18 protein-coding genes are annotated in these 21,534 nt (G+C 70.4%); 4 read left to right on the top strand and 14 right to left on the bottom strand.

Annotated elements, in window-relative coordinates; genetic code table 11:
* Window positions 1-6: 6 nt before the first annotated feature.
* The 6 genes from ACI2L3_RS33510 to ACI2L3_RS33485 form a co-directional block, all read right to left on the bottom strand.
* The gene (locus ACI2L3_RS33510) at window positions 7-375 is read right to left on the bottom strand and encodes a DUF4440 domain-containing protein (protein ID WP_404756174.1); all 369 of its coding nucleotides are present in this window, start codon (window positions 373-375) and stop codon (window positions 7-9) included.
* Window positions 368-919 carry a DUF1697 domain-containing protein gene (locus ACI2L3_RS33505; protein WP_404756173.1) on the bottom strand — a complete coding sequence of 184 codons (552 nt, stop codon included), beginning with the start codon at window positions 917-919 and terminating at the stop codon, window positions 368-370. The genes ACI2L3_RS33510 and ACI2L3_RS33505 overlap by 8 nt, the downstream gene beginning before the upstream one ends.
* Window positions 920-992: 73 nt before the next feature.
* Complete coding sequence (locus ACI2L3_RS33500; RefSeq protein ID WP_404756172.1) at window positions 993-2,201, bottom strand: S8 family peptidase; 1,209 nt, start codon at window positions 2,199-2,201, stop codon at window positions 993-995.
* 347 nt (window positions 2,202-2,548) lie between these two features.
* Entirely contained in the window at window positions 2,549-3,535 is a 987-nt protein-coding gene (locus ACI2L3_RS33495) for a CDP-alcohol phosphatidyltransferase family protein (RefSeq protein ID WP_404756171.1), read from the bottom strand.
* A gap of 209 nt (window positions 3,536-3,744) precedes the next feature.
* On the bottom strand, window positions 3,745-4,962 hold the full coding sequence (gene mgt, locus ACI2L3_RS33490) for a macrolide-inactivating glycosyltransferase (RefSeq protein WP_404756170.1): 1,218 nt from the start codon (window positions 4,960-4,962) through the stop codon (window positions 3,745-3,747).
* 76 nt (window positions 4,963-5,038) lie between these two features.
* Window positions 5,039-7,240 (bottom strand): MMPL family transporter, encoded by a 2,202-nt coding sequence (locus ACI2L3_RS33485; protein ID WP_404756169.1) that lies wholly within the window; start codon window positions 7,238-7,240, stop codon window positions 5,039-5,041.
* A gap of 217 nt (window positions 7,241-7,457) precedes the next feature.
* Here ACI2L3_RS33485 and ACI2L3_RS33480 point away from each other — a divergent pair, with 217 nt between their 5' ends.
* Both ACI2L3_RS33480 and ACI2L3_RS33475 read left to right on the top strand, forming a co-directional pair.
* Window positions 7,458-8,714 (top strand): sensor histidine kinase, encoded by a 1,257-nt coding sequence (locus ACI2L3_RS33480; protein ID WP_404756168.1) that lies wholly within the window; start codon window positions 7,458-7,460, stop codon window positions 8,712-8,714.
* Window positions 8,711-9,430 (top strand): response regulator, encoded by a 720-nt coding sequence (locus ACI2L3_RS33475; RefSeq protein WP_404756167.1) that lies wholly within the window; start codon window positions 8,711-8,713, stop codon window positions 9,428-9,430. Before ACI2L3_RS33480 ends, ACI2L3_RS33475 begins: the two co-directional genes overlap by 4 nt.
* Before the next feature lie 63 nt (window positions 9,431-9,493).
* Here ACI2L3_RS33475 and ACI2L3_RS33470 read toward each other — a convergent pair whose 3' ends face one another.
* From ACI2L3_RS33470 to ACI2L3_RS33460, 3 genes are read right to left on the bottom strand one after another with little or no spacing between them, the layout of a single operon-like run.
* Window positions 9,494-10,792, bottom strand: a complete 1,299-nt coding sequence (locus tag ACI2L3_RS33470) for an ABC transporter substrate-binding protein (protein WP_404756166.1) — start codon at window positions 10,790-10,792, stop codon at window positions 9,494-9,496.
* Entirely contained in the window at window positions 10,789-11,625 is an 837-nt protein-coding gene (locus ACI2L3_RS33465) for a carbohydrate ABC transporter permease (protein ID WP_404756165.1), read from the bottom strand. The genes ACI2L3_RS33470 and ACI2L3_RS33465 overlap by 4 nt, the downstream gene beginning before the upstream one ends.
* Window positions 11,622-12,545 carry a carbohydrate ABC transporter permease gene (locus tag ACI2L3_RS33460; RefSeq protein WP_404756164.1) on the bottom strand — a complete coding sequence of 308 codons (924 nt, stop codon included), beginning with the start codon at window positions 12,543-12,545 and terminating at the stop codon, window positions 11,622-11,624. Before ACI2L3_RS33460 ends, ACI2L3_RS33465 begins: the two co-directional genes overlap by 4 nt.
* A gap of 170 nt (window positions 12,546-12,715) precedes the next feature.
* On the opposite strand from ACI2L3_RS33460, the gene ACI2L3_RS33455 reads away from it, so the two are divergent.
* Entirely contained in the window at window positions 12,716-13,615 is a 900-nt protein-coding gene (locus ACI2L3_RS33455) for a phosphotransferase (protein ID WP_404756163.1), read from the top strand.
* Window positions 13,616-13,619: 4 nt separating this feature from the next.
* On the opposite strand, the gene ACI2L3_RS33450 is transcribed toward ACI2L3_RS33455, so the two are convergent.
* The 4 genes from ACI2L3_RS33450 to ACI2L3_RS33435 all read right to left on the bottom strand — a co-directional run bounded on the left by ACI2L3_RS33450 (window position 13,620) and on the right by ACI2L3_RS33435 (window position 17,937).
* On the bottom strand, window positions 13,620-14,339 hold the full coding sequence (locus ACI2L3_RS33450; RefSeq protein ID WP_404756162.1) for a 3'-5' exonuclease: 720 nt from the start codon (window positions 14,337-14,339) through the stop codon (window positions 13,620-13,622).
* Window positions 14,340-14,451: 112 nt separating this feature from the next.
* Window positions 14,452-15,693, bottom strand: coding sequence for an SAV2148 family HEPN domain-containing protein (locus ACI2L3_RS33445; protein ID WP_404756161.1), 1,242 nt, complete (start codon window positions 15,691-15,693; stop codon window positions 14,452-14,454).
* A 101-nt stretch (window positions 15,694-15,794) separates the two neighbouring features.
* Window positions 15,795-17,117 (bottom strand): copper amine oxidase, encoded by a 1,323-nt coding sequence (locus tag ACI2L3_RS33440; protein WP_404756160.1) that lies wholly within the window; start codon window positions 17,115-17,117, stop codon window positions 15,795-15,797.
* 64 nt (window positions 17,118-17,181) lie between these two features.
* Window positions 17,182-17,937: a Tat pathway signal sequence domain protein gene (locus ACI2L3_RS33435; RefSeq protein ID WP_404756270.1), complete on the bottom strand. Its 756-nt coding sequence runs from the start codon at window positions 17,935-17,937 to the stop codon at window positions 17,182-17,184.
* A 190-nt stretch (window positions 17,938-18,127) separates the two neighbouring features.
* On the opposite strand from ACI2L3_RS33435, the gene glgX reads away from it, so the two are divergent.
* Complete coding sequence (gene glgX, locus ACI2L3_RS33430; RefSeq protein ID WP_404756159.1) at window positions 18,128-20,236, top strand: glycogen debranching protein GlgX; 2,109 nt, start codon at window positions 18,128-18,130, stop codon at window positions 20,234-20,236.
* Here glgX and ACI2L3_RS33425 read toward each other — a convergent pair.
* A complete protein-coding gene (locus ACI2L3_RS33425; RefSeq protein WP_404756158.1) occupies window positions 20,211-21,476 on the bottom strand; it encodes an MFS transporter in 1,266 nt (421 codons plus the stop codon). The two genes, glgX and ACI2L3_RS33425, sit on opposite strands and share 26 nt — an antisense overlap.
* Between the last annotated feature and the right edge of the window lie 58 nt (window positions 21,477-21,534).

The following is a 21,534-nucleotide window of genomic DNA, read 5'->3' as shown; positions in this document are numbered from 1 at the left end:
GCGTCCTCACTCCTCGCTGAACGGTGTCGCCTGATGGAACCAGAGCTGCCAGTTGCCGCCGGTGCGTCGCCACAGTGAACTGCGGTGCGCGCGGCGGCCGTTGCTGTCCGTGTCGAACGTCAGATGCACCAGGTCGTCGGCGAGCTGGACGCCCCGCATGTGAGAGGTGGTGACGAGGCGGGTGCCGGGTTCCCCGCTCGCCGTGAGGACGCGCACGATCGAGGCGCGGTCCCAGCGCGTGCCGGAGGCGCCGAACTCGGTGAACTCCGGGTGCAGAAGATCTCCGAAGAGTTCGGGCGAGGCGCGCACCTCGGGGTCGAGGAGACGCAGCTCTCCGTCGATGGCAGCCTCTACGGCGGGGGTGCGCTCAGCCACGGGTCATCTCCACGAGTTGCGTGACGGTGTTCCAGTTGCGGGTGGTGGCGATGACCCCCTTGTTCAGGGCGGGCCTCGCCAGCTGTTCACCGAGTTTGGAACGGCCGAGGCCCTCGGGAGCGTACAGGTAGAGGGCGCGGTCGCCGAGCCTGAACTCCTCGGGGAGGAAGGAGGCTTGGTCGATGGTCGCGAAGCGTTCCCCGTCGACGGGTGCGGAGAAGTAGGTGACGTGCAGCTGCTTGGGCTGGAGGTCGGCCGCGGGGAACGGGCAGGCGTCGGCCACCGCCTTGAGGTACGCGCTGTCGCGCACGAGGACGTCGACGGCGAAGCCGAAGCGCTCCTCGATCGCCGCCCGCACCTCGGCCGCCAGGGACTCCTCGTCGCCGTGGTCCGCGGTGAAGACCGCGTTGCCGCTCTGCAGATAGGTCCGTACGCCGCCGTGGCCGATCCCTTCCAGGAGCGCCCGCAGTTCGGCCATCGGCACCTTCTTGTGACCGCCCACGTTGATGCCGCGGAGCAGCGCCGCGTATGTCGTGATCGCCATGCGCACACGATAGAGCGGCCGCCGTGCCCCGTGGGGGTGGGCACGACGGCCGCGGCTCAGCAGGCGGCGAGGGTTACTCGACGACCTTCAGGAGCTTGTTGGGCGTGCCCTCGCTCGGGTTGGAGATCTTGTCCGGGGTGGCGCCGTCGGTCAGCGCCTTGGCGACGTCCGCGGGCTTGGCGTCCGGGTGGGCGGCGACGTAGACGGCGGCGGCGCCCACGACGTGCGGGGTGGCCATCGACGTTCCGGAGATGGTGTTGGTGGCGTCGTCACCGGTGTTCCAGGCGGACGTGATGTCCGAGCCCGGGGCGTAGATGTCCACGATTGAGCCGTAGTTGGAGAAGTCCGACTGCTCGTCGTCCTTGGTGGAGGAGGCGACCGTGATGGCGTCCTTCACGCGGGCCGGGGAGCCCTGGGAGGCGTCGGTCGACTCGTTGCCCGCGGCGACCGCGAAGGTGACGCCGGCGTCGATCGCCTTCTGGACGGCCGCGTCGAGCGCTTCATCCGCTCCGCCGCCGAGGCTCATGTTGGCGACGGACGGGCCCTGGTGGTTCTTGGTGACCCAGTCGATGCCGGCGACGACCTGCTCGGTGGTGCCGGAGCCCTGGTCGTCGAGGACACGGACGGCGACGATCTTCGCCTTCTTGGCGACGCCGTGCGCGTCACCGGCGATGGTGCCGGCGACGTGGGTGCCGTGGCCGTTGCCGTCGTCGGCGTTGTCGTCGTTGTCGACGGCGTCGAAGCCGGAGACGGCGCGGCCGCCGAAGTCCTTGTGGCTGACGCGGACACCGGTGTCGATGACGTACGCGGTGGCGCCCTCACCCGCGGCGTCGGGGTAGGTGTACTTCTTGTCGGCCGCGGTGTCCGCCTGGTCGATGCGGTCCAGGCCCCACGACGGCGGGTTGTCCTGGGTGGCGTCGATGGTGAACTTCTTCGACTGGACGACCTTGCCGACGGACGGGTCGGCGGCCAGGCGCTTGGCCTCGGTCTCGCTCAGGCCCTTGGCCGAGAAGCCGTTGATCGCGGAGGAGTAGTTCCGCTTGAGCTCGCCGCCGTACTCCTCGGCGAGGTCGGTCTTCCCCGCCTTGTCGACCTTCTCGTCGAGCATCACGATGTAGCTGCCGGCCACGGCGCCCTTGGCGTCCAGGCCGTACACCTTGCCCTCGGCGGGGGTGGCCGCGCCGGCGAAGGAGGTCGCGAAGACGGTGACACCGACCGCGGTGGCGGCGGTGGCTATCGCGGCGGTGAGCTTCATCGTGCGGGCACGCTTGTGTGTTGCCATGAAGAGGGGTCTCCTCAGTGCTGTGTGTGGGGGGATGTGGGGGGTATTCAGCTGTGTTGCCAAAGGTTCGCCGCGGCAACAAGTTCGTCGCGGCATCCCTTGGGGACCGGAAGATCTCCGGGTGTTGGGACGAAACCCTGTCTGATTGACGCGCGCAGATCAATACCTACATACAGCTGTGACTTGTTCAACAAGGTTCCGTAATAACAAACCGGATCTGTTGCACCGGAACGGACATCCTGGGCCACAAACCCCCCAACTCGCGGTAACAGCAGTCACTTTGAGCCCACACGCACCACCGGGCGGGCTGGAGATTCCAGCCCGCCCGGTGGTGCGAGGAACGTGGTTCAGACCGTCGTCAGAACCTTCTCCGCCTCGAAGGAGTCGATGGTCCGGGTGAAATCCCGGGTCGAAAGCAACAGCTTGTAGATGATGGCGAGTTCGAAGACCAGCAGGAGCGCACCGGAAATGATCGTCGCGGGTATCACCGCGTCGAAGAGCGGGCCGATCATGAAGACGCCCATCTGGAACTCGATTCCGCTCACCAGGTGCGCGCGGATGCGGTGGCGCAGCAGGAAGGAGCGGACCCGCAGGTACGCGGGGAACTTGCGCCGGAACTCCTGGTGCAGGTCGATCACCTGGGGCTTGGGGGCCGGGGCCGCCTCCCCGTCGTCCACGCCCCGCTCGGTCGGCTGCGCGTAGGGCGCCTCGCCCGCGGCCCGCTGCAGGTCCTGCTCGATGTCCGCCGAGGGGTTGTCCCGCAGCAGGTCCTCCATGAAGGCGAGCTCCGCCTCGTTCTGCGCGCGCCGCGCGGCCCGCATGCGCGTCTTGATCTGCTTGCGCATGGTGTGCCGGATCTTGAAGATCTCCAGCGAGTTGATGTAGCGCAGGGTGTCGAGCGCGACGACGGCGAGCGCGAGCCAGATGTAGAGGGTGTCGCCGGTGCGGTCGTACTGGCCCCACATCAGTGCGACGCCGCACACCATGACGCGGATCCGGTCGAAGACGAAGTCCAGCCAGGCGCCGAAGACGGAGCCCTGCCCGGTGAGGCGGGCGAGCTTGCCGTCCATGCAGTCGAAGATGAAGCTGAAGTGGTAGATGACCGCGCCGAGGGCGAGCCACTTCCAGTCGCCGAAGGCGAAACACGCCGCCGAACCGAGGCCGAGGATGAACGCGCCCCAGGTGATCTGGTTGGGCGTGACTCTCGTCCGCATCGCGGTGAACCGCACGAGGGGCGTGGCGACCGGGTCGACAAGCAACACGGTCCACCACGCGTCGCGCTTCTTCTCGGTGATGCGGCGCACCTCGGCGAGGGGCGGTATGTCTCGACGCATGGGGGTCAACTTCCTGGTGTTCGGCGAAAGTTCACCCCACGCTAGGAAGATGGTTGCCCAAGGAACAAGATCTGCCGCGTGCAACCTTTGGCCCGGGGTAACGGTCAACCTTTCAGGACGAGTCAATGGCCCTTCCAGGACGGGGCCGTGTTATCAGAGCGTTACCGAATAACCGGGCCGTCACGGGAACCGCGTCACGCAGCGTCACGTCAGGACCTTCGGGCCTGCGCTTTCGCCAGCTCCTCCTCGATGAGGTCGGCCGCTCTCCGCGTACCGCCCTCGGCCGCCATCGCGTCCCGTATCTCCCCCAGCCTGCGGGCCACATCGGGATCCCCGGCCAGCGTGAGGACGGCCTCGCGCAGCGTCTCGGCGGTGGCCTCCTCCATCGGCACGTGCCGGGCCACACCGAGCCCCTGGAGCATGTCCGCGTTGCCGAACTGGTCCACGGCCTGCGGCACGGCCACCATCGGCGTCGCGGTCGCCAGACCCTCCTGGCTGCCGCCCGCGCCGGCGTGGGTGATGAAGGCGTCGGCCTTTTTGAGGACCGCCAACTGCGGCACCCAGGGGTGCACCTCTACGTTCGCCGGTACGTCCCCCAGCTCCCCCGCGTCGACATGCCTGCCCACCTGGAGCACCACGTGCCAGCCGGGCAGGTCCCCGAAGGCCTTGACGCACTCACGGTAGAAGCCGGGCTGCTTGGTGAACGACGAGCCGAGCGAGACGAGCAGCACCTTCTCGGCGCCCGCCGGCCGCTCCCAGTCGCCCTGCGCCGCCCGGTCGCCCTGGCAGGCGCCGACGAACGTGTGGACGCTCTCGTCGACCCGGTCGGCGTTCGGCTGCAGCGCCTTCGGGATCAGCACGAGCGAGCGCGGCGGCCGGCCGACGAACGGGTCCGGGTGCTGGCTGATGCCGTTCCCGGCGAGCCAGCCGGTGAAGCGGTCGTAGTACGCCCGGCCGCGCTCCGTCTCCTTCAGCTCCGCGTACATCGGCTCGGCGACCTCCTCCTCGTAGCCGTCCCAGGCCACGAGGTTCGGCGAGAGCGAGATCTCGGGGACGCCCCAGCGGCGGGCGAGGACGCGCGCCGGGTAGGAGGTGATGTCGTACAGGACGAGGTCGGGCTCGTCCCCTTCATAGGCGCGGGCCAGCTCCGGCAGGACCTGGATCGCGTCCGCGAGGAACGGCTCGATGTTGTCGATGAGTTCGGTCCCCCACGCCTCCGGGTCGTCGTCCGGGGAGGGCAGCGTGGTGGTGTAGGGCCGGGGCTCGGCACCGGTCTCGGCGGCCTTCCCGGCGAAGGCGTGCGGGATGGCGTACGTGACGCGGTGCCCGCGTGCGACGAGCTCACGGATCACTTCGAGGCTCGGATTGACGTGCCCGTGGGCGGCGATCGAGAACATGGCGATGTGGGCGGGCCCTGGTGAGGTCATGCCCCGACCTTAGACGAGACGAGACGTCTCGTGCAAGAGTGCAAGCGGTCCGAGGGAGGGCGTGCGGCGACGGTCTCTAGGGCTGGTACTGGTACTGCGGCTGCCGCTGTTCGGGGGCGCGCGGCCCGTCCGGCGCGTGGTGGCGGCCCTGCGTCCGTCCCGACCTGCGCGGCCACCACAGACCGCGGCCGAGTACCGCGGCCAGCGCGGGCACCAGCACGAGGGAGAGCACGAGCGAGGAGAGGAGGATGCCCAGGCCGGTGGCGAAGCCGATCTCCTGGGTGGCGGGGCTCGCGGCCAGGCTCGCGAAGGAACCGGCGAGCACGATGCCTGCCGTGGCGATGGCGGGCGCCGTGTGCCGTACCGCCTCGGCCACGGCGCGCCGGGCGGTGACCGGCTTCGCCATCTCCTCCCTGATCCGGTCGGTGATCAGGATGTTGTAGTCGGTGCCGAGCGCGACGACGAAGAGGAAGAGCACGAGGGGCAGCGTGAAGGAGACGCCCGGCCGGTCGAGGCCGTGCTGGAACAGCAGCGTGCTCGCGCCGAGCGTGGCCAGGAACCCGAGGCCCACGGCGATCATCAGCACGACCGGGGCGAGCAGGGAGCGCAGCAGCAGGAAGAGGATCACCGCGATCAGCAGGGCTGCGACCGGGAAGACCAGACGCAGGTCCTTCTCCACGGCCGTCGAGATGTCGGCGAAGACGGCGGCGGTCCCCGTGACGTACGCCTTGGTGCCCTCGGGAGCGGTCCGCGCGGCCGTCTCCCTGACGGGTCCGGAGACCAGGTCCCGCGCCTTCTGCGTATCGGACTTGACGCCGAGGAACAGATCGACCCGCGCGGCCGTGCGGTCCTTGTTGAGCACCGGCTTGCCCACCTCGCCGACACCCTCCGTCTCGGCGAGGGAGCGGGTCATGGCGGTGAGTGAACTCGCCTTGATGTCGCCGCCGTTCGTGCTCCGCACGTACACGGTGTGCGGGTCGGAGACGCCCGCGGGCAGGCTGCGGGAGATCCGTTCGGCGGTCCTGACGGCGGCCGTCTCGTGCAGGCCCTGCTGGTCGTAGCTCATCTTCATGCCGAGCGCGCCCGCGCCCAGCGCGCCGAGCAGCACCAGGCTGCCGAGGGCGTACCGCAGGGGCCGGCTGCTCACCGCGTGGCCCAGGCGTGCGGCGAAGCCGCCGGTGCGCTCCTTCTTCCAGGCGCGCGCGGGCCAGAACATGCCGCGGCCGAGGATGGCGAGGAGCGCGGGCATGAGGGTGAGGCTGGCGAGGAGCATGACGAGTACGGAGATCGCGATGGCCGGGCCGAGCACCCGGAACTGCCCGAAGCTGGCCAGGCCGAGGGTGGCGAAGGCGGCGACGATCGTCAGCGCCGCCGAGGTGATCGCCCCTCCCACCCGCCCGGTCGTCACGGCCGCGGCCGTCCGGGCGTCCTGCTCGGGATGGTTCCTGAGCTGTTCCCGGAACCGGAACATCAGGAAGAGGAAGTAGTCGATGCCGATGCCGATGAGGACGACGCCGATCAGTGAAGGCGTCGACGCGTCGAGGCTGATGCCGAAGAGCTTCGCCGCGCCGACCACGGCCCCCGAGGCGACTCCGCCGATCAGCGCGACCGCGATCAGCGGCACGAACGCGGCCGCGAGACTGCGGAACACCAGCACGTTCAGGAGGACGATGAGGCCCATCGTCAGGCTGGAGACGACTTTCGCGGTGGATTCCTCGGCCTCCGTGTCGTCCACCGTGGAGGCGATGCCGCCGGTGAATCCGACCCGCATGTCCGCGTCGGCGAACTCCTTCTTCGCGGTGTCGCGGAATTCCTTGTAGACGCCCTGGAGCCCGGGGTCCTGCGGGTTTCCGTCGAGGGACACCGTCAGGAGCCGGAAACTCCGGTCCGGCGCCACGGCCCCCGGTGAGACGCGCGGGGTCTGCGAGTGGTCCTTCATGAGCGGTTCGGGCTTGGCCGCGACGATCCGCTCCCGGCCCAGACCGGCCGCGGTGTCCGCGATGCGCCGCTGGTCGCCGGCGGTCAGCCTGCCGCCGTCGTCCCTGGCGACGAGCACGGTCAGCGCGTTGGGGTCGGGCTTCGCGCCGAACTCGTCCTCCGCGATGCGCAGCGCCACCGCCGAGTCGTACTTCTTGGGCAGGAAGTCCCCGGCCTGGGAGTCGGTGACGTCGTACATCATCGTCTGCCCCACGAACGACAGTGCCGCTCCGAGGACGGTCCAGACGACGACCGTCAGCCATCGGTGCCGGGTGGAGAGAGAGGTCAGCTTGCGGATCATGCCAACAGGTCATCACGCGGCGGCCCTTGAGGGCGTCGGCCGCCGGAAGGGGACGCACCCGTGACCGTGGTCCGGTACGTCGCCGCGGGCAGTACTCCAGTACTGGTACGGAGAACCGACCCCGCGCCGATCCGGAGCCCTCCGCGGCCGGGATGTAATGGAGCGGAAAGGCGGGACATCAGGGCCCGCCGGACTGGTTCGACTTGGAGGCGCCCGCATGGGCCGCGACTTCTTCCCGCCCGTACCACCCACCGGCGGGACCCGTCCTACGCCGGGTGATGTGGCGGTCGCCGTGGTCGCGGTGGGGCTCGACGTGCTGGCGTACCTCGCCCCGGGCGAGGAGGGCACGGGGGCGCCCGTCACCGTGCCGGGTGTCCTGCTGATCATCGTCTCCCTGGTCCCGCTGCTCTTCAGGCGCCGTCACCCCGTGCCGGTGCTCGGCGCGACCCTCGCCGTGCAGCTGGCCGTCAATCTGGGGCTCGCCGTCGACCCGGGCGCGCCCATGTCGAACAGCTACGGCGGCGCCGTCGCGGTGGCGCTCTACACCGTGGCCAGATACAGCGGGCGGCGCGCCGTGGCACTGGGCGTCGTGGCCACCGCGCCCGTGCAGATCGTGCGGTACTGGCACAACGACGTGGCGTTCCTGGGGGTCGGCCTCACCGACGTACTCGTGACGCCCTGCCTCATCGTCGCCGTCAGCCTGGCCGTGCGGCAGTGGAAGCGGCAGCTGGACATCAACCGGAAGCTGCTCGCCGACCGCGCGGTCACCGAGGAGCGCCGCCGCATCGCGCGGGAGCTCCACGACATCGTGGCCCACCACATCACCACCATGTACCTGATGTCCGGCGGCGCCAGGTCCACCCTGGACCGCGACCCCGAGACGGCCCGCGAGGCGCTGGTCACCCTGGAGGAGTCCGGCCGCACCGCCCTGCACGAGATGCGGCAGCTCCTCGGCGTGCTGCGCAGCACCGACACCCTGGAGGAGGCACCGTCGGAGCCCCAGCCCGGGGTGGACGGCATCGAGCGGCTCGTCGCCGACTCGGGCGCCGCGGGCCTGCCGGCCGAACTCCACGTCACGGGGCGGCCCCGCCCGCTCCCGATGACCGTCGGGCTCACGCTCTACCGCGTCGTGCAGGAGGCGCTGACCAACGCCCGCAAACACGCGGGGCCCGCCCGCGCGACGGTGCGGCTCGCCTATCTTCCCGACCGCGTCACCGTGGAAGTGACCGACGACGGGGCCGGCACGAAGGCCGGTGCCGGGGGCGGCCGGGCGCCCGTCGGGGGCAGCGGATACGGTCTCCTCGGCATGCGGGAACGCATCGCTCTGCACGACGGCTCCCTGCACGTCGGCAGCCGTGCGGAGGGCGGGTTCGAGGTGGTCGCGAGCGTGCCGCTGCCCGTCGGCACGCACGACGCCGAAACCCCCGACAGCGCTGACACCGCCGACACGTATGAGAAGGACGGGACGCGATGACCTCTCCCCACGGGCCCGTGTCCGGAGCCGAACCGGACACGGAGCGGCTCACCGTCCTCATCGCCGACGACCAGCCACTCGTACGCCGGGGCCTGTCCCTGATCCTGCGCTCGGACCCCGCCATCGAGGTCGTCGGCGAGGTCGGCGACGGCGAGCAGGCCATCACGGCCGCCCGCCAACTCCGCCCCGACGTCATCCTGATGGACATCCGCATGCCGGTTCTCGACGGCGTCAGGGCCACCGAGCGGCTGGCCGCCGAACTGCCCCGGTGCCGGGTCCTCGCGCTCAGCACCTTCGACATGGACGAGCACGTGGTCGGCGCGCTGCGGGCCGGGGCCTCGGGATTCCTGCCCAAGGACGTCTCCCCGGAGGAGCTGGTGGCCGCGCTGCGCACCGTCCACCGCGGTGAGGCCGTCGTCGCCCCGCGGCTGCTGACCCGGCTGCTCGCCACCTTCGTGACCCCGGCCCCGGCCTCGCACCCGCCGGCCGGGGACCTCTCCGGACTCACCCCGCGCGAGGTCGAGGTGCTCCGGCTGATCGCCGCGGGCCTCGACAACGCCGAGATAGCGCAGCGGATGTCGATCGGCGTCCAGACCGTGAAGAACCACGCGACCGGCATCTTCGCCAAGCTGGGCGTCCGCGACCGCGCGCAGGCGGTCATCGCCGCGTACGAGTCGGGGCTCGTGCGGGCGGGCCAGGGGAACTGGGGTTCTTAAGGGGCGCGGGGAACTGCGCGACCAGCCACAGCGCGCCCGCAGGGAAGAACACCCACGAAGCCCTTACCGCTGATACCTCTTGAGCACCAGATTCCCGTCCTTGACGAGCCGTTTCCTGAGCTCATCGAGGCCGATCGCCCCGCTGTAGTACTCCTGCAGCGCAGGCGTCGCGACCTTGTCCTTCCACTCCGGATAACCCCGCACCGTCTGCGCGGGCGCAGGCCGCAGATGCTCGGCGAGCACCGTACCCGCGGCCCAGTCGTCCTTCTCCGTCCGCAGGGCGGGATCCTTCAGGGCCTCCGTGCCAGTGGGCAGCATCCAGTCGCCGCGCGCGAGCTTCACCATGTTGTCCGGCTGGAGGAAGAAGTCGATGAACTCGGCCGCCTCCTTCTTGTGCGGGCTGTCCTCGGAGACGGACAGGGTCTGCGGGCTGACGCCCTGCGCGAGCCCGTCCTCGCCCGCCGGGGCGGGCAGGACCTGCCAGTCGAAGCCCTCGGGCGCCTGCTGGACGATCTGCTGGCGGTACGAGAAGCCGAGCGGAACCATCGCGTACTTGCCGCCGAAGAAGCCGGGCAGGGTGTCGGAGCCGCCCATGCCGAGGGTCGTGCCCGAGGCGCTCTTGTCGTTGTTGACCTGGTCGTGAACCGTGCGCGGCATGATCGCGTCGGCCGCGCCGAAGCGGACGTCGACCTTGCCGTCCGCACCCCGGTGGAACATCCTGCCGCCGGTCGACAGCGAGAGGTTGAGCGTCGCGGAGACCGGCTCCTTGAGCGGCCAGGCGACGCCGTACTTCCCGTCCTCGCCGGCACCGAGCTCCTTGGTGATCCGCTGGAACTCCGCCCAGCTCCAGGGCTTCTCGGGCGTCGGGATCCGTACGCCCGACTTCTTCAGCCACTTCGCGTTGGCGATCAGGACGCGCGGCTCCTGGAGGAACGGCACGCCGTAGACCTTGCCCCGGAAGGTCGTCGTCTCCCAGCTGCGCTCGGGGATGTCGGCCTTGAGGCGCTCGGGGAGCAGGTCGCCGATGTCCGCGAGATATCCGCCGTATGCGAAGTCGGCGAGGTCGTCCGAGGCGTCGTGGATGATGTCCGGCGCCTCGCCGCCCTCGAAGGAGGTGAGCAGCTGGTCGTGGACGTTGTCCCAACTGCCCTGGAGGTACTCGACCTTGACGTCCGGGTGTGTGGCGTTCCACTCCTCGACGAGCGCCTTGTTGGCGTCGACGGACTCCTTCTGCCAGGCCAGGGACTGGAACTGGAGGGTGATCTTCCCGTCGTCGTCGCCGGAGTCGCCACCGCAGCCGGTGAGCAGCAGTGCGAGGGCGGTCGCCGTGGCCGCGAGCAGCCGTGGTGTCGTACGCATCATGCCTTCACCGCCCCGGCCAGCATGCCGCCCGTGATCCGCTTCTGGATGATCGCGAAGATGACCAGCGAGGGGATGGTCGCGAGAAACGCCGCCGCCGCGAGCGGCCCGAGGTCGGCGACGCCCTCCGAGCCGATGAAACGGTTGAGGATGACCGGCAAGGTCTGCTTCTCCGGGGTCTTGAGCAGGACGAGCGCGAAGAAGAACTCGTTCCACGCGGTGATGAAGGCGAACATCGCCGTGGCCACGATGCCGGGCGCGAGCAGCGGCGCGACGACCGACACGAACGTCCGCACCCTGCTCGCGCCGTCCACCGCCGCGGCCTCCTCCAGCTCCGTGGGGACCGCGCGGACGTACCCGACGAGCATCCACAGCGCGAACGGCAGCGACCACACCACGTACACCAGGATCAGTCCGGCCAGCGAGTTGATCAGGTGCAGGTTCTTCAGGATCAGGAACAGCGGGATGATGATCAGGACGAACGGGAACGCCTGGCTGATCACCACCCAGCCGGTGGCCGCCTTCGCGAGGCGGCTGCGGTGCCTGGCCATGACGTACGCCATCGGGGTCGCGATGACGACCGCGATCAGGGCCGCGCTGAGCGCCGCGATCAGCGAGTTGCCGGCGGCCCGGAGGAGCGGCTGCTCGTCGAAGGCCTGCCGGAAGTTCTCCAGCGTCGGGTCCTTCGGGATCCAGGTGGGGTGCAGGCTGCCCAGTTCCCGTGCGGGCTTGAAGGCCGTGGAGATCAGCCAGAGGAACGGGAAGGCGAGGAAGACCAGATAGGCGGCGAGCGCCACGTACTGCGCGGCGCGTGTCGACTTCTTTGTACGCATCATGCCTCGTCGCCTCCCTTCAGGCGGCCCACGAGGTAGAAGGCGAGGATGACGGAGATCACGGCGACCATCACGCAGCCCATGGCGGCGGCATAGCCGAACTGGCCGTAGCGGAACGCCTCTTCGTAGGCGAAGAGCATGGGCAGGCGGGTGCGGCCGCCGGGGCCGCCCTGGGTGAGGACGTAGACCAGGGCGAAGGAGTTGAAGTTCCAGATGAAATTGAGCGCCGTGATGGCGAGGGCGATGGGTTTGATCGCGGGCCAGGTGACGGTGCGGAACCGGCGCCAGGCGCCCGCGCCGTCCATCGCGGCGGCCTCGTGCAGTTCGCGCGGGGTGTTCTGCAGTCCGGCGAGCAGGGCGACGGTGGTCTGCGGCATGCCCGCCCAGATGCCGACGACGATCACGGCGAGGAGCGCGGTGGCCGTGCCGGTCAGCCAGTCCTTGCCGTCCCCCAGGCCGAGGTCGGCGAGCGTTTCGTTGAGCACGCCCGCGTCCGGGTGGTAGACGAGCCGCCACATGATGCCGACGACCACCTCGGGCATCGCCCACGGGATGATCGCGAGGGCCCGCGCCAGCCAGCGCATCCGCAGCGGCTGGTTGAGCAGGAGGGCGAGGCCCAGGGCGAGGAAGAACTGCGGCACGGTGACGCCGACGGCCCACAGCAGGCCGATCCTGAACGAGTCCCAGAACAGCGTGTCGTGCAGCAGGTCCTGGAAGTTGAGGGCGCCGATCCACTGGGTGGGTTCGGTGCGGCCCGACTGGGAGTCGGTGAAGGCCAGCGCGATGCCGTAGAGGAGCGGGCCGACGCTGAGGACCAGGATCGGGATCAGGGCGGGCAGCACGAGGAACCACGCGCCGTGGTCCGCGGCCCCGCGCCCCGGCGCGCCTCTCGCTGACCGCTTCGGCGCGGTCGCCAATGTCACGGAATCGGCTCCTTCGGGCGGCTCGTACGGGTCCGGCCGCCCCGGCGGCCCCCGTCATCGTGCTGATGTGATCTTGGTACGTCAAGCAGCTGCGCGCCCTCGCACGCCGGTTGGCCTGTGCGAATGCGAGACTGTCGGACGAACGGGGCGACAGGTGCGGGAGGCACGGGATGGACGAGGCGCGGGCGCGGGACGTACTGGACGCGGCGGAGCTGCCGGTTCCGGCGGGCGGGGCCCGGCTGCTCACGCTCGGCGAGAACGCGGTGTTCGCCGTCGGCGAGCTGGTCGTCAAGGTCGGTCGCGCCGTCCCCGAACTCCTCGCGAGGGCGCGCCGCGAGCTGACCGTCGCCGCGTGGCTCGAGAAGGCGGGCGTCCCCGCCGTGCGGGCCGCCGAAGCGGAGGCGCGGCTGGTCGACGGCCATCCGGTGACGCTCTGGCACCGTCTCCCCGAGGCGGTGCGGCCGGCCGAGCCGCGCGACGTCGCCGCCCTGCTCCGTCTCGTCCACGAACTGGACTCCCCCTCCGACTCCCTCTCCGGCTCTCCCTCCTCCGGCTCCCCCTCCTTCGAACTGCCCCGCCGTGAACTGCTCGGCGGCGTCGAGCGCTGGCTGCGGCTCGCCGGTGACGCGATCGACCCGGCCGACGCGGACTATCTGCGCGAGCGCAGGGACGGGTTCGCCGCCGCGGCGGCGCTGACCCCGCACCTCACGCCGGGGCCGATCCACGGCGACGCGCTCCCCCGCAATGTCGTGGTCGGTCCGAGTGGGCCCGTGCTGGTCGACCTGGAGACGTTCTCCTCCGATCTGCGGGAGCACGATCTGGTCGTCATGGCACTCTCCCGCGACCGGTACGGCCTCTCCCCGGAGGCGTACGACGGATTCGTGTCGGTCTACGGGTGGGACGTGCGGGAGTGGGAGGGGTGCGCGGTGCTGCGCGGCGCCCGGGAGACGGCCAGCTGCGCGTGGGTCGCGCAGCACGCGCCGGCCAACCCGAAGGCGCTCGCCGAGTTCCGCCGGCGGGTGGCGTCCTTGCGGGACGGCGACGCGACCGTCCGCTGGTACCCCTTCTGAGGGGCTAGCCCTCGACGCCCTCGACCCTCAGGGGCCACACACCGTCCACCACCGCGTCCGCGTTGCCCTTCTTGCGCAGGAAGTTCTGGAAGTCCGCCGCCCATTCCGCGTACCACTCGATCTGGCGGCGGTGCAGGTCCGCCGGGCCGAGGGAGGCGACCTTCGGGTGGCGGTCGGCTATCGCGCAGGCGAGGCGGGCCGCGGCCTGGGCGTCGGCCGCGGCGTCGTGGGCGGCCTCCAGGAGCACGCCGTACTCCGTACAGACCGCTTCCAGGTTCCGCTTGCCCCTGCGGTAGCGGTCCACGGAGCGGTCGATCGTGTACGGATCGATCACCGGGCCGGGGTCGATGCCGCCGAGGCGGTCGCGCAGCGACGGCAGGCCGTACCTGCGGAGCTCCGCGGAGAGCAGGCTCAGGTCGAAGACCGCGTTGTACGCCACGACCGGGACGCCCGACTGCCAGTAGGAGGTGAGGACGCCGGCGAGCGCGTCCGCGACCTCGTCGGCGGGCCTGCCCTCGGCCGCCGCCCGTTCGTTCGTGATGCCGTGCACGGCCACCGCGTCGGCGGGGATCGGGACCCCCGGGTCCGCGAGCCAGGTGCGGTGCCCCAGCGTCTCACCGGCCTTGACCTCGATGACAGCGCCGGTGACGATGCGCGCCTCGCTCGGGTCCGTCCCCGTCGTCTCCAGGTCGAAACCGATCAGCAGCTCCTGGTGCCAGCCCATGGCCGCCCCCTTCTTTGTGGTGCTTTCCCCCAGTGACCACCACGATCCCATGCGCCACTGACAATCCGAGGACCGCATTCCGCTTCTGCCGGTCAGGAGGGTGGCCCGGAGGTCAGGAGACCGGCCGCGAGTCCGCCCAGGCCAGTTCGAACTCCTCGCGGTATGTGGTGAAAAGACCGCCCTCGCCCGGATCGCCCGACTTCACCACCCGGCTGCCACCCCGCAGCACCAGCACCGGCGCCTCCATCCCACGGGTCCTGCGCAGGTACGACTGGACGACGGCGATGCCGTCCGCACCGTCCCCGTCGACCAGGTACGCGGTGAAGCGCGGCGTCTCGTCGAAGACCTGGATCTCGAAGGCGCCCGGATCGCGCAGCCGCGCCCTGACCCGGCGCATGTGCAGAATGTTCATCTCGACGGAACGGCTCAACTCGCCCTTCCTAATGCCGAGTTCACGCTCCCGTCGCTTGACCGAACTGCTCGCCGGGTTGAGGAACAGCAGCCGCACCCGGCACCCGGACTCGGCGAGCCTGACCAGGCGGCGCCCGGAGAAGTTCTGCACGAGGAGGTTGAGGCCGATGCCGATCGCGTCGAGTCGGCGGGCGCCGCCGAAGATGTCCTCGGCGGGGAACTGCCGCAGCAGCCGCACCCGGTCCCCGTAGACCCCCACCACGTCCGCGTACCGGTCGCCGACCAGGTCCTCCACGGCGTCGACGGGCAGCCGGCGCGCGGAGGGCGTGTCGGTGCCCGAGCCGAGCATGTCCAGGAGCCGGGCCGAGGCGCGCTCCGCCTGGGCGAGGACCGCCTCGGAGAGGGCCCGGTTGCGGGAGACGACGTTCCGGGTGACCTCCAGCTCGTCGAGGGCGAGCTCGACGTCGCGCCGGTCGTCGAAGTACGGCTCGAAGCAGGGCCAGTGCTGCACCATCAGCTCGCGCAGCTGCGGCAGCGTGAGGAAGCTGAGGACGTTGTCGTCGGCCGGATCGAGCAGGTATCCCTTGCGGCGGCTCACCTCGCGCACCGCGACGGCCCGCTGCACCCACTCCTGCCCGGCGGGGCCCGCCGCGGCGACGACCCAGTCGTCGGCGTGGACGGGTTCGTAGACGGGACGCAGAACAGCGGCCACGACCGCGCGCAGCCGCTGCTCGACCAGATTCAGCCAGATGTAGGCCCGCCCGGCGCGCTGGGCGCGCGTACGGACCTCGCGCCAGGCGTCGGCGTCCCAGTCCAGTTCGGGTCCGATCTGAGATCCCGTCTCCATCGGCCGGGCCAGGGACACCGCTCCAGCGGGTACGTCGGCGGAGCTCCCCTCGTGACCCTCGTCACCAGGGGGCAGCTCCCGACCACCCGAGCTCACCCGCGCACCGCCTTCCGCTCCCGGACACTCCCCCGGTCAACGATCAAGGAAGGGTACTCCGGGAGCGGCAGGAGGTGCAGCCCGATGGGCAGGGTGGTTTCTCAACCACCGATCGGCGGCTGGCCGTTCTGGTTCGCGAGGTCCGCCGGAGTGAGCGGGCTCATAGCGGTGACGTCACGGGCGGCCAGCGAGAAGCCCTGCCAGTGGACCGGCATGGGCTGCTGGTCCTCGTCACGCGCGATGTGGTGGTAGCCGATGTGCACCCAGGAGATGGGGTGGTCCATGGTCTGGCCGTTCACCCACTTGTCCACGCTGTCCGGGGTGCCGTTGGGGCAGCCCGGGTTGTTGCTCGCGTACTGCTCGCACTTCTTGTACTGGGTGAAGTACACGTCGTGCTTGGTGAAGGGCCGGCCGGCGTGCTTGCTGCTCGCCCCGGGCACGAACTCGTACGACCGCGGGTGGCCGTCCTTGTTCTTGCCGGCCCCGCTGACCACGCGCCACCAGCGCATGTCCTTGCGGTCGCCCGCGAGCTCCTTGGTGACCTTGGTGCGGGTGGTCTTGGTGGTGGGGCTGCCGTCTCCGGTCGGCGGGGTGACCTTGGAGTCGTACTGCTCGACCTTGGCCTTCGGGGAGCCGTCGAGGCCGAAGTTGAGCCGCCAGAAGACGTTGTGGGCGTGGCTCTCGGCCTTGGCCTGGTCGCCCTTGCCTATCGGCCAGCCGCGGCTGTCGCCGCCGTCGTAGTCGTACGGGGAGAGGCTGCCGGTGGCGCCCACGTTGGACGTGATGGTGCCGTCCGAGGAGAACCGCCACTCCGTTATGTACTCGTACCAGGAGGCCTTGTTCACGGTGTAGACCAGCAGGTCCTTGGCCTGGCCGGTGTAGACCTTGCCGGTGCCGCCGGTGCTCGCGTCGTCGTTGAGGCGGTACGCGTGCCCACGCGCGCGCGTGGTGGTGCACAGGCCCTTCACGTCACCCCGGTGCGGGACCTTGACGGTCTTGATGGTGCCGCCGGGGCACTCAGCGGGGTTGAGGTTCTGCAGGGCCTGGCCGAAGTCGGTGCCGGTGACGTCGTCGTACTCGGCCTGGCCGTCGTCGTAGGGGACGTGCACCTGGGCGAGCCGGGCGCTGGTCAGGACGGGGATCGGTTTGGCCTCGCCCTTCGGCTGGTAGCTGACCTTGTCGAGGATCAGGCCGGAGAGCGAGTTGTAGTGCCAGCACATGCGCCAGGTCGTGCCGCCGTCGAGGGTCTGCTCGATCTTGTAGGCGTCACTGCAGTCGGCCGCGGGGGCGGGGGCCTTGGCGGGAGCCTTGGCCGGGGCCGCCGACGCGGGAGAGGCGACGGTGACGGCGCCGCCGAGGAGCGCGGAGACCGCGAGGGCCATGGTGGCCCGTTTGCGGGCGCGCGAAAGTCTGTTGACGTGCATTACGGAGTGCACTCCCTCGTAAGAGGAGAAGTTGATGTGTGGTGTCCTGCGCGGGCGGCCGGGATCAGCCGAGACGGCCCACCGTGCGGGTGCTCAGGTCGACGACGAGGGCCCGGGTGTCGATCCACGGACCGTTCTTGACCTTGGTGACGACCTGGAGGCACCGGTGCTTGCCGCACTCGGTGAGGTCGGACGGCACGCGCTTCACGGTCTCCTTGCGGAACACCATGCCGCTCAGCTGCAGCTGGTCCGGTCCGGTCAGCGCCTTGCCGGTGGCGTGCTTGAAGTCCTTCTTCAGGCCCTTGCCGAGCGGGTCGGCGATCAGCAGCCTGGCGCCCTCGACGAGCTCTTCCTGGCTCGGCGGCGGCTGCACGTTCTTCGTGGTGACCGTTTCGTCCACCTTGCCGGTCTCCACGTTCACCGTCTTCGTGATGACGGTGTCCTTCTTGTAGTCGTAGTAGACGACCTCGGCCCTGCGCGGGGCGTCACCGCTGTCCGTCGGGTCGGGCTCGCTGAGGTTGGTGGACAGCAGCTGCGGGCCGCGGTCCCCCTCGACGTCCCGGGCGCTGGAGCGCAGCTGTCCCGATACCGACGCCTTCTCGGCGCGCTCGATCTCCTCGTCGGTCAGCGGGTCGCTGCCGATGCCCTTGGCGCCCTCCTCGGGCGCGGCCTCCACGACGCCGTCCTTCGCGATGGCGTCCTGCTTCGCCGCTGCCGCGTTGGCCTGGCGGTCCCCCGAGCCGCCTGCCTCCGATCCCGGCAGAGCGACGCCCACGAGCACGGCGGTGGCGACGGCCGCGACCGCCGCGCCCGCCACCACCTTCCCCAAGTGGCGTCTGACTATCTCTCGCACTACTCCCCCTACTCCCCTGGCGCCCCATTCGTGGGCATACCGAGTATGTGGTCAGACGGTTAGACGGGTACAACTCCAGGGTGGTTGCCCCACTTTCCGGGCGACTCTGGCCGAAGTGGCCCCACTCAGAGGGGGCGTTAGTGGAAGAGTCGTATTCATGCAGGTCTGGCCTGGGCAGGCGTATCCCTTAGGTGCCACGTACGACGGAGCCGGCACGAATTTCGCGGTCTTCTCCGAGGCCGCAGAGCGCGTGGAGCTGTGTCTGCTGCACGACGACGGCTCGGAGACGGCCGTCGAACTGCGCGAGTCCGACGCGTTCGTGCGCCACGCGTACCTGCCCGGCATCATGCCGGGACAGCGCTACGGCTTCCGGGCGCACGGCCCCTACGCACCCGAGCAGGGGCATCGCTGCAACTCCGCGAAGCTGCTGCTCGATCCTTACGCGCGCGCGGTGAGCGGGCGCGTCGACTGGGGGGAGGAGGTGTACGGCTACCACTTCGAGGAGCCGGACGAGCGCAACGACCTCGACTCGGCGCCGCACATGATGACGTCGGTCGTGGTGAACCCGTACTTCGACTGGGGCGACGACCGTCCGCCCCGCACCCCGTACCACGAGACGGTGATCTACGAGGCCCATGTGAAGGGCCTGACGATGCTGCACCCGGACCTGCCGGACGAGCTCCGAGGTTCGTACGCGGCGCTCGGGCACCCGGCGATCATCGAGCACCTCACCGGCCTCGGCGTCACCGCGCTGGAGCTGATGCCGGTCCACCAATTCGTGAACGACCACCGCCTGGTGGACATGGGCCTGAACAACTACTGGGGCTACAACACCATCGGCTTCTTCGCCCCGCACAACGCGTACGCCTCCTGGGGCGACCGCGGCGAGCAGGTCCTGGAGTTCAAGCAGGCCGTGAAGGCGCTGCACGAGGCGGGCATCGAGGTGATCCTCGACGTCGTCTACAACCACACGGCCGAGGGCAACCACCTGGGCCCGACGCTCTCCTACAAGGGCCTCGACAACGCCTCGTACTACCGCCTCATGGACGATCCCCGCTACTACATGGACACCACGGGGACCGGCAACTCGCTCCTGATGCGCTCGCCGCACGTACTGCAGATGATCATGGATTCGCTGCGGCACTGGGTCACGGACATGCACGTGGACGGGTTCCGCTTCGATCTCGCGGCGACGCTGGCACGCCAGTTCCACGAGGTGGACCGGCTCTCGTCCTTCTTCGACCTCGTGCAGCAGGACCCGGTGGTCAGCCAGGTGAAGCTGATCGCCGAGCCCTGGGACGTCGGCGAGGGCGGCTATCAGGTGGGCAACTTCCCGCCCCTGTGGACCGAGTGGAACGGCATGTACCGCGACACGGTGCGCGACCTGTGGCGCGGCGAGCAGCGCACCCTCGCGGAGTTCGCCTCCCGGCTCACCGGCTCGTCCGACCTCTACCAGGACGACGGGCGGCGCCCGCTGGCCTCGATCAACTTCACCACCTGCCACGACGGCTTCACGCTGCACGACCTCGTCTCGTACAACGAGAAGCACAACGAGGACAACGGCGAGGACAACCAGGACGGCGAGAGCCACAACCGCTCCTGGAACTGCGGCGCCGAGGGCGAGACGGACGATCCGGACGTGCTGGCGCTGCGCGCCCGGCAGATGCGGAACTTCACCGCCACCCTGATGCTCTCCCAGGGCGTGCCGATGCTCAGCCACGGCGACGAGTTCGCGCGCACGCAGGGCGGCAACAACAACGCCTACTGCCAGGACAACGAACTGGCGTGGGTGCACTGGCCGGACGGCGAGAACTCGCTGCTCGCCTTCACCCGCACGATGGCGATGCTCCGGCGCGACCACCCGGTCTTCCGCAGGCGCCGGTTCTTCCACGGCCGGCCGGTCCAGGGCACGCACGACGAACTGTCGGACATCGCCTGGTTCACCCCGGAGGGCGAGGAGATGGAGCAGCGGGACTGGGACGCCTCACAGGCGCGGGCGCTGAGCGTGTTCCTGAACGGCAACGCCATCTCGGAGCCGGGGCCGCGCGGCGAGCGGATCTCCGACGACTCGTTCCTGCTGATGTTCAACGCGTCGCCGGAGCCGATCGAGTTCGTGGTGCCGGTCAACCACGGCCGTCAGTGGCAGCTCGTGATCGACACGGCGCACGAGGACGGGGTGCCGCCGGAGCCGGGGCCGAAGGTGCGGGCCGGCGACCGGCTCACGCTGGCCGACCGGAGCCTCACGGTGCTGCGGCGTCCGGCGTGACGGCGGCGCGGGGCGGCTGAGCGGGGACATCGGGGCGGTGGGGTTCGTGGCGGGCGATCAGGGCGACCACGAACGCCACCGCCGCGGCCGCGCTGCCGAGGGCGAACGCCGCCCCCGCGCCGTGCGACTCCGCGAGCCGCCCGGCCACCGCGAGCGTCACCGCCTGGCCGCCGACGAAGGCGCTCGCCGCGAAGGTCATGCCCTCGGCGAGCCGCCGCGGCGGCACGGCGCGCTCGGTGAGCGCGAAGCCGGTGATGAGGTTCGGGGCGTAGACCGCGCCGAAGAAAGTGACCACTACGTAGAGGCCCAGCAGGCTGTCGGTCCACACCAGGGGCAGCGACAGGAGCGCCGCGGCCGCCGTCGCCGCGCGCCAGCGCGCGATCAGCCCGAAGCGCTCGGGCAGCGCGGCCATGGAGATCCCCACCACCGCGCTCATCACACCCATCGCCGCGTACACGAGCCCGGCCTGACCCGGCCGGCCCAGCTCCTCGGTCAGCGCGGTGATCCCCGCCCCGCAGGCGCCGAGCAGCACACCCAGGAAGAGGAGGCCGGCCCGCACCACGTACACGGACCGCGGCAGCGGCGCACGGCCGCCACGCGCGCGTGACGCTCCCCCGGTGACCGCCTCGGCGGTACGTCCCGTGGGGTGCAGCGCGAAGGCGGTGCCGCAGACCGCGACCAGCAGTGCGGCCGCCCCGAAGGCGTACGCCGGATGGCCCGCCACGGCGGCGAGGCCCACCAGGGCGGGGCCGAGCACGAAGGAGAGCTCGTCCATGGTGCTCTCCAGGGACAGCACGGTGCTCGCGAGCCGGTCGTCGCCGCCCTTGGCGCGCACCAGCGGGACGACGCGGGCCCTGGCGAGCGGGCCGATCCCCGGAATCGTCGCGCCCGCCAGGGCGCCCAGGGCGACGAGGCCCGGCGTGGGCAGGTCCGCGAGGGCGCCCAGGGTGTACGCGGCGATCGCCACGGCGTTGACGAGCGAGAGGGCGAGCACCACGGTGCGCTGGCCGTGCCGGTCCGCGAGCCGCCCGACGAACGGCCCCAGGGAGACCTGCCCGAGCGCGAGCGCGCAGGCGACGATCCCGCCGGTGGCCAGCGACCCGCTGGTCTCGGTGACCAGCAGCACGCTGCCGAACTGGATCATCGCCACGGGGAGCCTGCCGAAGAACGAGACGACGGGGAGCGGCGCCCCCGTCATCCGGATCACCGTGCGGTATGCGTCCCGGGTGTTCTGAGCCATCGTCCGACGCTAACGACGTCGTAGTGCGGACACGCATGAGTCGATGACACGAAAGCCT

It is taken from the genome of Streptomyces sp. NPDC029674 (assembly GCF_044903205.1).
In the GTDB taxonomy this organism is placed as follows: domain Bacteria; phylum Actinomycetota; class Actinomycetes; order Streptomycetales; family Streptomycetaceae; genus Streptomyces.
The sequence above is the reverse complement of the archived record's forward strand: the minus strand, read 5'-3'. Positions and strand labels throughout refer to the sequence as shown.